The sequence below is a fragment of the Agarivorans aestuarii genome (genome assembly GCF_019670125.1).
GTDB classification, from domain to species: Bacteria; Pseudomonadota; Gammaproteobacteria; order Enterobacterales; family Celerinatantimonadaceae; genus Agarivorans; species Agarivorans aestuarii.
Window position 1 is genome coordinate 4,060,268 of the sequence record NZ_AP023033.1, and the last position, 13,461, is coordinate 4,073,728.

General features: G+C 45.2%; 17 protein-coding genes. 4 read left to right on the forward strand and 13 right to left on the reverse strand.

The features are described from left to right. Positions 1 to 47: 47 nt before the first annotated feature. The 12 genes from K5609_RS18815 to rpsJ all read right to left on the reverse strand — a co-directional run bounded on the left by K5609_RS18815 (position 48) and on the right by rpsJ (position 7,378). Complete coding sequence (locus K5609_RS18815; RefSeq protein WP_221074966.1) at positions 48 to 2,252, reverse strand: GumC family protein; 2,205 nt, start codon at positions 2,250 to 2,252, stop codon at positions 48 to 50. Between the two features lie 180 nt (positions 2,253 to 2,432). Then, positions 2,433 to 2,678 carry a 30S ribosomal protein S17 gene (gene rpsQ / locus K5609_RS18820; RefSeq protein WP_016403503.1) on the reverse strand — a complete coding sequence of 82 codons (246 nt, stop codon included), beginning with the start codon at positions 2,676 to 2,678 and terminating at the stop codon, positions 2,433 to 2,435. Then, a complete protein-coding gene (gene rpmC / locus K5609_RS18825) occupies positions 2,678 to 2,869 on the reverse strand; it encodes a 50S ribosomal protein L29 (RefSeq protein ID WP_163134083.1) in 192 nt (63 codons plus the stop codon). Before rpmC ends, rpsQ begins: the two co-directional genes overlap by 1 nt. Continuing rightward, on the reverse strand, positions 2,869 to 3,279 hold the full coding sequence (gene rplP / locus K5609_RS18830) for a 50S ribosomal protein L16 (RefSeq protein ID WP_163134084.1): 411 nt from the start codon (positions 3,277 to 3,279) through the stop codon (positions 2,869 to 2,871). The genes rpmC and rplP overlap by 1 nt, the downstream gene beginning before the upstream one ends. Before the next feature lie 11 nt (positions 3,280 to 3,290). Then, on the reverse strand, positions 3,291 to 3,989 hold the full coding sequence (gene rpsC / locus K5609_RS18835; protein ID WP_163134085.1) for a 30S ribosomal protein S3: 699 nt from the start codon (positions 3,987 to 3,989) through the stop codon (positions 3,291 to 3,293). 10 nt (positions 3,990 to 3,999) lie between these two features. Beyond that, the gene (gene rplV / locus K5609_RS18840; protein WP_016403499.1) at positions 4,000 to 4,332 is read right to left on the reverse strand and encodes a 50S ribosomal protein L22; all 333 of its coding nucleotides are present in this window, start codon (positions 4,330 to 4,332) and stop codon (positions 4,000 to 4,002) included. An 11-nt stretch (positions 4,333 to 4,343) separates the two neighbouring features. Next, positions 4,344 to 4,622: a 30S ribosomal protein S19 gene (rpsS, locus tag K5609_RS18845; RefSeq protein WP_026959667.1), complete on the reverse strand. Its 279-nt coding sequence runs from the start codon at positions 4,620 to 4,622 to the stop codon at positions 4,344 to 4,346. 11 nt (positions 4,623 to 4,633) lie between these two features. Further along, positions 4,634 to 5,464: a 50S ribosomal protein L2 gene (rplB, locus tag K5609_RS18850; protein WP_163134086.1), complete on the reverse strand. Its 831-nt coding sequence runs from the start codon at positions 5,462 to 5,464 to the stop codon at positions 4,634 to 4,636. Between the two features lie 15 nt (positions 5,465 to 5,479). After that, complete coding sequence (gene rplW / locus K5609_RS18855; protein WP_016403496.1) at positions 5,480 to 5,782, reverse strand: 50S ribosomal protein L23; 303 nt, start codon at positions 5,780 to 5,782, stop codon at positions 5,480 to 5,482. Next, entirely contained in the window at positions 5,779 to 6,384 is a 606-nt protein-coding gene (gene rplD, locus K5609_RS18860) for a 50S ribosomal protein L4 (RefSeq protein WP_016403495.1), read from the reverse strand. Before rplD ends, rplW begins: the two co-directional genes overlap by 4 nt. Positions 6,385 to 6,399: 15 nt before the next feature. Next, entirely contained in the window at positions 6,400 to 7,035 is a 636-nt protein-coding gene (rplC, locus tag K5609_RS18865) for a 50S ribosomal protein L3 (RefSeq protein WP_137674374.1), read from the reverse strand. A 31-nt stretch (positions 7,036 to 7,066) separates the two neighbouring features. Beyond that, the gene (rpsJ, locus tag K5609_RS18870; protein WP_137674375.1) at positions 7,067 to 7,378 is read right to left on the reverse strand and encodes a 30S ribosomal protein S10; all 312 of its coding nucleotides are present in this window, start codon (positions 7,376 to 7,378) and stop codon (positions 7,067 to 7,069) included. A 353-nt stretch (positions 7,379 to 7,731) separates the two neighbouring features. Between rpsJ and K5609_RS18875 the strand changes: the two genes are divergently transcribed. The 4 genes from K5609_RS18875 (at position 7,732) to K5609_RS18890 (ending at position 11,455) form a co-directional block, all read left to right on the forward strand. Further along, on the forward strand, positions 7,732 to 9,594 hold the full coding sequence (locus K5609_RS18875; protein ID WP_221074967.1) for an ATP-binding protein: 1,863 nt from the start codon (positions 7,732 to 7,734) through the stop codon (positions 9,592 to 9,594). 19 nt (positions 9,595 to 9,613) lie between these two features. Then, positions 9,614 to 10,111 (forward strand): response regulator, encoded by a 498-nt coding sequence (locus K5609_RS18880; RefSeq protein ID WP_221074968.1) that lies wholly within the window; start codon positions 9,614 to 9,616, stop codon positions 10,109 to 10,111. Positions 10,112 to 10,199: 88 nt separating this feature from the next. After that, a complete protein-coding gene (locus tag K5609_RS18885) occupies positions 10,200 to 10,559 on the forward strand; it encodes an MmcQ/YjbR family DNA-binding protein (RefSeq protein WP_221074969.1) in 360 nt (119 codons plus the stop codon). Between the two features lie 2 nt (positions 10,560 to 10,561). Then, entirely contained in the window at positions 10,562 to 11,455 is an 894-nt protein-coding gene (locus K5609_RS18890) for an endonuclease/exonuclease/phosphatase family protein (protein ID WP_221074970.1), read from the forward strand. A 55-nt stretch (positions 11,456 to 11,510) separates the two neighbouring features. On the opposite strand, the gene argH is transcribed toward K5609_RS18890, so the two are convergent. Continuing rightward, positions 11,511 to 13,388 (reverse strand): argininosuccinate lyase, encoded by a 1,878-nt coding sequence (gene argH / locus K5609_RS18895; protein WP_221074971.1) that lies wholly within the window; start codon positions 13,386 to 13,388, stop codon positions 11,511 to 11,513. Positions 13,389 to 13,461: the final 73 nt, after the last annotated feature.

Consider the following 13,461-nt stretch of genomic DNA (forward strand, 5'->3'; position numbering starts at 1 on the left):
CACAACCATATACCAAAACTAAATAACTCTCCAGCCTAAGGCAGGATTTAACCCTGTTTGCGGAATTTGTCTTCGCGTAGCGGAACCACTTTTGGGCTGCGCTCAACCAAATGCACAGAAGGTAGGTCGTAATCGTAAGCACGTTTATTGCGGGCAACTTTATTAAATACCACACCGGATATTTCTAAATCCATCCTCGCCAACTTATTCAAAGCGTTTTCGATTGATTTACCATCAGTACGTTCCGCCTGTACAACCAACAACGTGGCGTCAACCGAAGGTGCAACCATAACCGCATCACTTACTTGCATTAATGGGCCGGTTTCAATAACAATGCGATCGTAGTGCTGACGCAGCCCCTTAAGCAACAGCTTGAACTTTTTAGAGGCTAATAAAGAGGTAGAGTGTCGGTCAATCAAACCGGCGGTTAGTACATCAAAACCTAACTGGTTATCACGGTGAATACATTGCGATACAGAATGGGTGCGGGCGAGTAAGTGGGTTAAGCCCGGTTGTGATAAAGAGTAGTTTAAGTAGGTAGAAACCGAAGCGCGGCGCAAGTCAGCATCGATCAACAATACTTTTTCTACATCACTACAAGCCGACGCGGTTTGAATGGTTAAGCTGGTTTTGCCCTCACCTTCTAAAGCAGAGGTAAACAACACTACTTGGCCACGGTTTGGCCGCATTTGTAGACGGGCTCGCAACGAGCGCAGCGGCTCTCCCAACCAAGGGTGAACACCTTGTCTGAGCCATTTGTTGCTACGCACCTTCACTTTTGGTACTTCAGCAATCACTTCAACACTTAGCGCATTTTCCAGCTCATCAACCGTTGAGAACGTGCGCGACATAGCCTGTCTAAGTAACACAAACACCACACTCAAAATACCGGCAAGCATGCCGGCCAATATAACTATAATCGCTTTTTTAGGTTTAATTGGAGACTCTGGGATCCGAGCGCTATCTACCAATTGAGCGTAACCACGATTAAAGCCCTCTGCAGCTTCAGCTTCCTTAAACTTCTCAAGGAAGGTGTTATACAGTCGGGTATTACTTTCAATTTCGCGTGTTAGCTGATTAAAGCGAGTGGTTTTGCGGCTTAGGTCTTGATACCTCACCTTGGCTAAACGTAAAGATTCAGATAAAGCTGCTTCACGCGCCACCGCTGATTGATAGCTTTTCTCGATACCAGAGATAATAAAATCGGTTTGGCTGCGTAGCTCTAATTCAACCCTTGAGATCTCTCCCGTCAAGGACACGCGCTTAGGATGCTTAGGTCCATAACGCTTAGCTAAGTCGGCTTGTTCTAATTCCAGCTCAATTCTTCGGCGCTTGATACTCTGTACCATAGGGTCACGCTGGATCTCATTTAGCGAGGTGAGCTTATCTAAATCACCTGTAGCGGTACGCCTTACTAGATTCCATAGTGCGCTGGCCTCACTTTTAATCCGCTGAGCTTCCAATTGCTGAGTTGTCAGTTGCTGCAGCTCCTTACCGATAAGCCCTAAAATACCTTCCTGATCGACGAGGTTTTCTTGCTCACGGTACAGTTGCAGTTCAACCTCGGAGCTTTGTAGAGCAGACTTTAAGCGATTAAGCTCTTGCAACAACCAACCAATGGTTTGATCGGTGGCCGCTTCGCTAGAGCTGCGGTGATATTCAATATAGGCTTCAGCTACGGCAATAGATACTTGCTGAGCCAGCAGTTTGTCCCAGCTTCTAAACTTGATTTCGACTAAACGGCTTTTAGGTAAAGGAGATACTGATAAGCGGCTTTTAAACACCTTCAGTAATTGTGCTTCGCTTGGCGAATTAGCACTACTAAACTGGGAGCTATAACCAAGCGTAACAACCTGCCACCAGTAACGCCAAGGGGCGATAGGTTTACGTAAAAACTCGGGATGATGTTGTAAATCTAACTTATGAATAACCGCTAGTGCGATACGCTCAGAACGGAGAATTTCTGTTTCGGTATTAAAGTAAGCTTCAGCTTGGGTATCGAAGTTGTAGACATCTTCTACAGCTACCATTTTGGTTTGGCTGTAACCGATCATTAGCTTGGAGGATGCTTGGTATAAAGAAGGCAGTGCTTTTACATACAACATACTTAGCAGCAACGTGACCATCACAACCAAGATAATGTTTAATTTTGCTTGCCACAAAGTAACAAAGAGATGACGTAAATCGACTTCTTTGCTCTCTCTATTTTGTGACGACTTCTGCTCTTCCATGAACCTAAACGGTGACTCCATTACCTGATGTACTTCCTATAACTAACTGATACTGCCAGCTCAGCGGGCCACATGCAATTAGGAAATATTGGAATTGCAGGTGAAAAAAATGCTTCATGCTGCAAAAAAAAATAATAATATAATTATTATTAATAAACGAAAAAAGGCTCCCATTGGGAGCCTTTTTCATAGTTTTAAAGCTTAGGCTTTAACTACTACGTCTACCAAAGTCCAAGACTTAGTCTTAGAGATTGGAGCACATTCTCTGATGGTAACTACATCGCCTTGAGCGGCAACGTTAGCTTCATCATGAGCGTGTAGCTTAGTAGTGCGTTTGGTGTATTTCCCGTAGATAGGGTGTTTAACCTGACGCTCAATAGCAACAACAATAGACTTGTCCATTTTGTCGCTAACTACTTTACCTTGCAATGTACGGATATCGCTCATTACGCACCTGCCTTCTGATTCAGAATTGTTTTCACACGCGCTATATCGCGACGTACGTTTTTAAGCAAGTGAGTTTGAGCCAATTGGCCAGTACTTGCTTGCATACGCAAGTTGAATTGCTCACGAAGCAGGTTTAGTAGCTCAGCTTTAAGCTCTTCAACACTTTTATCTTTAAGTTCGTTAGCTAACATTACATCACCGTCCGCGTTACAAAAGTAGTGCTTAAAGGTAGCTTACGCGCTGCAAGCTCGAAAGCTTCGCGTGCAAGTTCTTCTGATACACCGTCCATTTCATACAGGACTTTGCCTGGCTGAATTTGGGCTACCCAGTATTCCACGTTACCTTTACCTTTACCCATACGAACCTCAAGAGGCTTTTGAGTAATCGGCTTGTCTGGGAATACACGGATCCAGATTTTACCTTGACGTTTAATGTGACGAGTCATCGCACGACGTGCTGCTTCGATCTGACGAGCAGTAAGACGGCCACGACCAGTCGCTTTAAGACCGAAGTCGCCAAAAGACACGTTTTGTCCTTTGCCTAAACCACGGTTACGACCAGTGTGTTGCTTACGGAATTTAGTACGTTTTGGTTGTAACATTCCCGGTTCTCCTATTTAGCGTTGCGCTTGTTACCGCGCTTCGGCTTAGAAGGAGCTTCAGGTGCTGCAGCCAATGGCATTCCGCCAAGAACTTCGCCTTTAAAGATCCAAACTTTAACGCCGATGATACCGTAAGTAGTCAACGCTTCTGAAGTTGAGTAATCGATATCAGCACGTAAAGTGTGTAGTGGTACACGACCTTCACGGTACCATTCAGCACGAGCAATTTCTGCACCGCCTAAACGACCACTAACTTGAACCTTGATACCTTTAGCGCCAAGACGCATTGCGTTTTGTACTGCGCGCTTCATAGCACGACGGAACATAACACGACGCTCTAGCTGGCTAGAGATAGAGTCTGCTACTAATTTAGCGTCTAACTCAGGCTTACGAACTTCTGAGATATTGATTTGCGCAGGTACGCCAGCCAATTTGGCTACGTTCTTGCGAAGTTTCTCAACATCTTCACCTTTCTTACCAATTACAACACCTGGACGAGCAGTGTGAATAGTCACACGAATGCTCTTAGCAGGACGTTCAATAGTAATGCGAGACACAGAAGCGCTTTTCAATTCTTTAGTTAAGAATTGACGCACTTTGTGGTCACTGAAAAGGTTGTCTGCGTATTCACCTTTATCGGCATACCAGGTTGAATTCCATGGTTTTACGATACCTAGGCGAATACCATTAGGATGTACTTTCTGACCCATTGCTTATCTCCTAGTTATCAGACACAACCACAGTGATGTGGCTGGTACGCTTGATAATACGGTCGGCTCGGCCTTTAGCACGAGGACGAATACGCTTTAGAGTTGGACCATCATCTACGAAGATTTTGGTGATTTTCAACTCATCAATATCAGCACCTTCATTGTGCTCAGCGTTAGCAATAGCAGATTCTAGAACTTTCTTAACAAGTCCTGCTGCTTTTTTGCTGCTGAATTGCAATGTAACAAGTGCTTTTTCAACTGGTAGACCACGTACTTGATCTGCAACCAGGCGAGCTTTCTGCGCAGAACCACGAGCAAAACGATGTTTAGCTAAAGCTTCCATTATTTATACTCCTACTTCTTCTTCGCTTTCTTATCAGCAGCATGGCCGCGATAAGTACGAGTTGGCGCGAATTCACCCAGTTTATGACCGATCATTTCATCGGTAACAAATACTGGAACGTGCTGACGACCATTATGGACAGCGATGGTCAAACCGATCATTTGTGGAATGATCATTGAGCGACGAGACCAAGTTTTCAATGGTTTCTTGTCCCCGCTTTCCACCGCTTTCTCTACCTTCTTCAACAAGTGTAGGTCAATGAATGGACCCTTCTTGAGAGAACGTGGCATGGCGATTCCCCTTATTTCTTAGAACGACGGCGTACGATATATTGATCCGTACTCTTATTTTTACGAGTTTTGTAACCTTTGGTAGGTACACCCCATGGAGTAACTGGATGACGGCCACCAGATGTACGACCTTCACCACCACCGTGTGGGTGATCAACCGGGTTCATTACCACACCGCGAACGGTAGGACGAACACCACGCCAGCGCGTTGCACCAGCTTTACCAAGTTTACGTAGCATGTGCTCGCCATTACCTACTTCGCCTAGAGTAGCGCGACAATCAGATAATATCTTACGCATTTCACCACTACGTAGACGTAGAGTTACGTATGCTCCATCACGTGCAACGATTTGAGCGTAAGCACCAGCAGAACGTGCCATTTGGGCACCTTTACCAGGCTTCATTTCAATCGCGTGCACAGTAGAACCTACTGGCATGTTACGCATTGGCAAACAGTTACCTGCTTCGATTGGTGCATCAACACCAGAAGCAATAGCAGCGCCTGCTTTAACACCTTTAGGTGCTAAAATATAACGACGTTCACCGTCAGCGAATAATACCAATGCAATGTGAGCACTGCGGTTTGGATCATATTCAAGACGTTCTACTTTCGCAGGAATGCCATCTTTGTCATTACGTTTGAAGTCAATCAAACGGTAGTGTTGCTTATGACCACCACCGATATGACGCACGGTAATTACACCGCGGTTGTTACGACCACCAGATTTCGACTTACTTTCCAACAAAGGAGCGTAAGGCTTGCCTTTGTGCAGGTCAGTATTAACCACTTTAACAACGTGGCGACGACCAGCAGATGTAGGCTTACATTTTACAATAGCCATTTAAGAATACTCCTATTACTCTGCGGCACCGGTGAAGTCGATGTCTGCACCTTCAGCTAAGGTTACATACGCTTTCTTCACGTCGTTACGGCGACCGAAACGAGCTCCGTGACGTTTAGTTTTACCTTTTTGGTTCAAGGTAGTAACGCCAGTAACTTCAACTTCGAATAGTTTTTCAACTGCAGCTTTGATTTCTGCTTTAGTAGCGGTTTTCACTACTTTGAATACGATAGTGTTATCGGCTTCAGCAGACATAGTGCTCTTTTCAGAGATATGTGGAGCTACTAGAACTTTCAACAAACGTTCTTCGCTGATCATGCTAACCACTCCTCAATTTGTTTAACTGCATCAGCAGTTACCAACACTTTATCAAAGGCAATCAAGCTAACTGGGTCAATACCAGCTACATCACGTACGTCTACTTTATATAGGTTACGTGCGGCCAAGAATAAGTTTTCATCAACTTCTGGAGTAACGATTAATACATCGTTAAGGTCGAAGTCTTTCAACTTAGCAACTAATTCTTTAGTTTTTGGCGCTTCAACAGCAAATTTTTCAACCACAATCAAACGTTCTTGACGAACAAGTTCAGACAAGATGCTGCGGATTGCGCCGCGGTACATTTTCTTGTTAACTTTTTGGCTGTGATCTTGTGGCTTAGCTGCAAAGGTCACCCCGCCGCTACGCCAAATAGGGCTACGAATTGTACCGGCACGTGCACGGCCTGTACCTTTCTGACGCCATGGTTTCTTACCACCACCTGATACTTCAGAACGTGTTTTCTGAGCGCGAGAACCCTGGCGAGAACCTGCAGCATATGCAGTTACTACCTGGTGAATCAACGCTTCGTTAAAGTCACGTCCGAAGGTAGTTTCGGAAACTTCAAGAGCGCTTTGCGCGTCTTTCAATACCAATTCCATTACTATCTCCTAACGTTACGCTTTAACAGCAGGTTTAATGATCACGTTACCATTGGTAGCGCCAGGTACGGCACCTTTAACCAAAATCAGGTTACGTTCAACATCAACACGTACAACATCTAGGTTTTGCGTAGTTACACGCTCAGCACCCATATGTCCGGCCATCTTCTTGCCCTTAAATACTTTACCTGGGCTTTGGTTTTGACCAATAGAACCAGGAGCACGGTGGCTCAAAGAGTTACCGTGAGTAAAATCTTGGGTAGCGAAGTTCCAGCGTTTAACACCGCCTTGGAAACCTTTACCTTTAGAAGTACCAGTAACGTCTACTTTTTTAACTTCATTGAACAAGTCAACTTTTAGCTCATCAGCTACGTTAACTTCTTCGCCTTCACCGTCTGCTAGACGGAATTCCCACAGGCCGCGACCCGCGTCAACACCAGCTTTAGCGAATTGACCCGCTTCTGGTTTGCTAACACGACTTGCTTTTTTAGCGCCGGTGGTCACTTGCAGAGCGCGGTAACCGTCGCTGTCCTCAGTGATAACACGAGTAACGCGGTTTGGCTCACATTCGATTACGGTAACTGGAATAGAAGCGCCATCTTCAGTGAAGATACGAGTCATTCCAACTTTACGACCGATTAGACCAATCATTGTAAAAACCTCTTATTAAACAGACTCAGGCTTAGCCCAAGCTGATTTGCACATCTACACCAGCAGCAAGGTCAAGGCGCATCAAAGCGTCAACTGTTTTATCAGTTGGCTCAACGATGTCTACTAGACGCTTGTGGGTGCGAATTTCATACTGATCACGCGCGTCTTTGTTAACGTGCGGAGATACCAGAATGGTGTAACGCTCTTTACGAGTAGGAAGTGGAATAGGACCACGAACCTGAGCGCCAGTGCGTTTGGCAGTTTCTACGATTTCCGCAGTAGATTGATCGATCAGACGGTGATCAAATGCTTTCAAGCGGATTCGAATTCTTTGGTTCTGCATTGACAGAGCTCCAAATAAAAAATTAAAGAACCTAACACACACCAACGACATCCTTATCCAAAATTTGGGGATGGCAGTGCATGCGACGAATAACGTTTGCTTCCAAATCGGAAGCACTGTTAGTAGCTAACCCTTTAACAGGCTAACTGATGAATTGCCGAAGCAACTCAGCCACTAAATTAGTGAGCCGCGGTATTATACTCAAGGGCTATTAAAAAACAAGCTAATCTACAAAATTTGTTCAATCGCTAACCACATTGCAATAGGCTAGCCTAGGAACCTTTAAGCAGCTCGCAAAACCTTGGGATTTGTAAGCCTATAATATTCAACAATAAGCATTGATTAGAACTAGCATGAATACCCTACATAGCTTACTGATTATTAGCCAACACGCATGGCCACTACAGCTAGAGCAGCAAGATATGCCTTGGCATTATTGGCGTATTTCATCTTACCCTGCTCATCCGCAACTATCACAACACCAGCTTGCCTTAGTGGTTGTTGATGTTTCATTGTTGCAAAGCAATCAACAGCAACTCCATTTTAACCAGTTACTTAAACACCCTTCGGCACAAGCCGCCAACGTGATTTTTTACGCTGACCAATTGCCTAGCGCTAAGCAGCTATGTGAGTTAGTAAACAAATTCACCCCAATGCATGTGCTGTCTCCCGAAGATGATGACCGCCATCTAGAGGAGCAATTGAGGCTACATTGGCCTATCGCCGATCATCACCAACAACAACGTTGGCTGGAGCAACAGCTGGCCGAACACGTAGCGCAGTTTCGCGCTAACTTCTTTGACTACACAGCATTAAGTGACCAAGAGCTTTCTGAACAAGTGATTACTGCACTGTATGCTTTTTTCCAAAACAATGATGAAGACCATTTGTGCCGCACCTACAGCGCCAACCATTTGCTCACTCAAGAAGGAGAAGCCAACCAGTATTTATGGTTCATCGCAAAAGGTGAGGTGGTATTAAAGAAACAACAAGATGAACAAACCCTAGAAGTGGCGCGAATGCAAGCCGGCTCCTTAGTGGGCGGTATGTCTTTTGTTACTGGCGAATTAGGTTTTACCAGCGCGGTTACCACTATGCGTACCGACGTGATTAAGCTAGACAGAGTAACCTTTGCCAAGGTGCTAGATTCAAGCAACCATCTATTGCCTTTGTTTACTAATCTACTGTTACGCCACTTTAATCGGCGTCTGCAAAAGAGCATTCATACCAAACTCACTTTACAAAGCACCTTAAACTCCTTAGATTCAGCTCACGAGCAGCTGATAGAAAAAGAAAAAATGGCTGTGCTTGGTCAGCTAATATCTGGCATTGCCCATGAGTTAAATAATCCGGTGGCAGCCATCAATCGCGGCAGCGATACCATTGCTAAACAATTGCCACAGGTACTTAATAGCCCCTTAAGCGCTAAGCAACAGCAACTGGGCCAGCAACTGCTTGAGGCGGCATTTACCCTCACGCCAATGTCCACAAGTGAGATCCGCCAGCGCAGCAGTAATTCAGTAGATTTATTTGGAGACCCTATTACCGCTAGAAAAGCAGTGACGATTGGTTTAGACCGACCCGACTTTCGGCAACAGTATTTGCAATGTAGTGACAATGAAGACTGCGCTGAACTCATCAACGCACTATCTAGCTACCATCAAATCGGTAACTTTTTACGAAATATTCAAGTTTGCGCTTCTCGCATAGCTGGGCTGGTCAAAGGCCTTAAGCACTATGCAGGTCAAGACCCAGAACAACCGGTACTCGCTGACTTAAACGAAGGCATCGCCGAAACCCTAGTGATTCTAGAAAATCGCCTGCGCGGCTTTGAAGTTGAGTGCAACTACGGCTTATTACCCGTTTATCGTTGTCATCCAATAGCGCTGCAACAGGTGTGGACTAACCTCATCGCCAACGCCTTAGACGCAATGGGAAACCGTGGCAAACTTTCCATTACTAGCCGCTACAACGAAGCCTCTCCCAGTTACATATCAATAATCATTGAAGATAGCGGCCCTGGCATAAAACCCGAGATTATTGAGAAAATATTCCAACTAAACTTTACCACCAAACGGGAGGGGAATTTTGGTTTAGGGATAGGATTAACCGTTTGCCAACAAATAGTTGCACAACATTTAGGCAGAATTGAAGTGGAATCTGAGCTAGAACAATTTACTCGTTTCATTATTACCTTACCATTAAACCAAAGCTAAGACTTAAAGGAGTCGCACTATGGAACAATTACTGATTTTGTGTGTTGATGATGAACGCGAAGTATTGGATAGCGTGTTAAACGACATTCAGCCTTTAAGCCCACCTTTTACAATTGATGGCGCCGAAAGCGTGGCCGAAGCGCGCCAAGTGATTAAGGATTTTGAAGCTCAAGGCGGAAAACTAGCGCTTGTTCTCGCCGACCACATTATGCCCGATGAGTTAGGAATTGATTTTCTTATCGACCTAAACCACGCCGCTACTAGCGAATCAGCTAAAAAGATACTGCTAACCGGGCAAGCCGGCTTACACGACACCATCGAAGCGATTAATCGCGGTGGCTTAAATTACTATTTAGCTAAACCTTGGTCAGAAGAACAGCTACTTAGCATAGTGCAAGAAAAGCTCACCGATTACGTTTTGGAATACTGCGATAACCCAATGCCCTTTGCCCAGGTTCTAGATGGCGAGCGGATCTTTAGTCACGTTAACCAACATCGCCTAGATTTGGGTACCTAGAAAGATGTCAGTAGAGAATAGTTAGCGCTTAGAAAAAGCCGACTATTCGGTCTAATATAGAAGCTGATTTCTAAAGCAGGCTCTACACATGGACTATGAACAACTCAAATCGTACTTGTTGGATAAGCCTGAGGTCACTCAAGATTTACCCTTTGCGCCTGATGTTCCGGTATTTAAAGTGCGTGGAAAAATGTTCGCTTTAGTGAGTTGGAAAGACGGCGTAATGAACATGAACTTAAAATGCCAGCCTGAGCAGATTGATGCACTAACCGATATTTATCCGGCCATTACCCGCGGCTATCACATGAATAAGCGTCATTGGTTAACACTCAATTTTGACGGCAGCGATGCCGAGCATGAAGCCTTACCTTTGATTGATAATTCCTTCGAACTAGTGGTAAAAGGCATGAATAAGCAAGCTCAACAGCAACTATTAGGTTTAAGCTAATCTTGATTTGGGCAAAGATTAATTGGCTTAAACTCTCCCTGCTTGGTTTGGTCTTAACGTTAAGTGCTTGCTCAAGTGGAGAGCACCACTCTGCTAGTACTACTCCTTTAAAAGTTGGCTATTGGCCTCACACCGAGACAACTCGCAGCCCACTACCTCAACTCAAAGTGGCTACCCTTAATATTGCCCATGGCCGCAAGCATAGGCTTAACCAGCTATTGGTTAGTGGAAGTGCCACTAAACAGAATCTACTGGATATCGCTGCTTATTTGCGTGAGCAAAACATAGACATTGTTGCTTTACAGGAAGCCGACGCCAGCTCTGCTTGGTCTGGCGGTTTTGATCATGTTGCTTACCTAGCGCAACACGCCGGTTACTCTTGGTATGCCCATAGTATTCATAGCAGCAGTAAGCTGGCTAACTATGGCACGGCTATTCTTTCCAAGTATCCAATTAGTGAGGCGCTTGCAGTTAACTTTGCCCCTAGTCCACCAACCACCAGCAAAGGTTTTACCCATACTCGGATTGCGCTAAATTCTCAGCAAAGCCTTGATGTGGTGTCAGTACATTTAGATTTTTCTCGCGCCAGTATTCGCCAGCAGCAACTTGAGCAACTCAATGCGCATCTACAAGACACAGCAAGCAGCACCATTATCATGGGCGACTTTAATAGCCAAGGGCAGCTTCACAAGCCAGATGAGGTGAACCGTTTTCTTGAACAAAGCCCTTGGCGCGCTTTTGAACTGGGCAATAAAGACTTGGCCAGCTATAAAAACAAACGCTTAGATTGGATTTTTCTCTCTAAGGACTCAAATTTTGTTAACTATCAAGTTGGGCCAGACAACTTATCTGATCATCGCCCAGTGATTAGCCTTATCCAAGTTCCCGCTAAGTAAACGGCAATAAAAAAGCCTCGCAAGTGCGAGGCTTTGGCAACACTAACTATGACCCTTAAGCCACGTTTTGCTTATGAATAAGCGTGCTGTTATCAATGATGAACTCCAAAGCAACTTCATCACAGGCATGTTGGCGAGGACAAATATCACAGTCTTTCATCACTTTCTCTGGCAGCATGTTTTTAGAGGTTGGGCTAAAGCCTAACTTCATGAAGAATTCTGGCACACGAGTTAGTACAAATACCTTCTCGATTTCCATCTTCTTAGCTTTCTTCATTAGGTGCTGCACCATAGCTCGGCCTTGGCCTGCACGTTGCGAACCAGGATTTACGCCTAGTGAACGAATCTCAGCTAATCCGGTATCGTAAAGATACAGAGAAGCACAACCGGTTACTTTTCCGGCCTGTTCACTCACCGTGAAATCACCAATTGCTTGCACTAGCTCTGGGCGAGGACGTGGCAGGTTTTCACCCGCTTGCGACCAGTAGTTCACCATGTCTTCAATGTTGTCTAAGTCGGTCATACGTGCCGAACGTACATACAAACCTTTCACATTGCGTTTTGATAGTCGAACTTCTGCTTCGGTTAGCGCATGTTCAACTTGCTCAGGCGCTACACCACCTAGGGCTTGGCGTTTCGCCAGTGTAGACTCTAAGGACAAGTTTGGATAAACATCGTCTTCAATCTCTGGTGCTAGCTCTTTAAACTCAGCCAAGCTAAGTTCTTCAAGCGGTACACCTTTTTCAATGGCTTTAACTACCGCAATGCCCACAATGTGGTGAGCCTCGCGGAATGGAATGCCTTTAGCCACCAGGTAATCGGCAAGCTCAGTCGCATTCGAGTAACCGCCTTTAGCTGCTTCCGTGGTGGTTTCTTCGTGTACGTCCATATCATCAAGTACTAACTCAGCCATGGCTAAGCAATCACCCCAAGTATCTAGCGCGTCGAACAAACCTTCTTTGTCTTCCTGCATGTCTTTGTTGTAAGCCAAAGGCAGGGCTTTTAGGGTCATCATAATGCCCGACAAGGAACCGTAAACACGACCGGCTTTACCACGGATAAGCTCTAAGGCGTCTGGGTTTTTCTTCTGTGGCATCAATGATGAACCAGAAGTTACCTGATCAGATAAGTCTAGGAAGGCAGACTCACCAGAGTTATAGAAGATTAAATCTTCAGCCATGCGGCTTAGGTGAATCATGCTAATAGAAGCAGTAGAAATAAGCTCAACCACGTGGTCACGGTCAGATACCGAGTCCAAGCTATTACGCGTAGCGCGGCGGAAGCCCAAATCTTTAGCAATTTGCTGGCGATCCATAGGGTAAGCAGTACCCGCCAAAGCGCCACAACCCAGCGGACATACATCCAAACGGCTTAGGGCATCTTGCAAACGCGAGTAATCACGCTCAAACATTTCTACGTAGGCCATTGCCCAGTGAGAAAAAGTAACTGGCTGAGCACGTTGTAGGTGAGTGTAACCTGGCAGTACAGTGTCTTGTTGCTGGCGAGCAAATTTAACCAGTTTTTGTTGCAGCTTGTCTAAGTGCTCTAATAACTCGACACCTTGACCTTTACACCACAATTTTAGGTCGGTAGCAACTTGGTCATTACGGCTGCGGCCGGTATGCAGCTTTTTACCTAAATCACCAACACGTTGAATCAGCTGAATTTCTACCCAAGAGTGAATATCTTCAGCGTCACTACCCAAAATTTGCTGTGGGTTTTCGGCAACCTGCTTACCTAGGTCTAATAATGCGTCTTCAAGTTTGCTTTGCTCATCTTGTGTCAGAACGCCAACACTTAATAAGGCCTTAGACCAGGCAATAGAACCCGTTATGTCTTGCTCCGCTAAACGGTAGTCAAAACGTAAAGAATCGTTGAACTGCTTAAATCTGGTATCTGCAGCTTGGCTGAAACGCCCACCCCACAATGCCATTTTACTCTCCATTTATTATTGCAAAGACCTCAGAGCAGATAGCCACTGAGGTCTAAGTATTCCTGCTTATTAC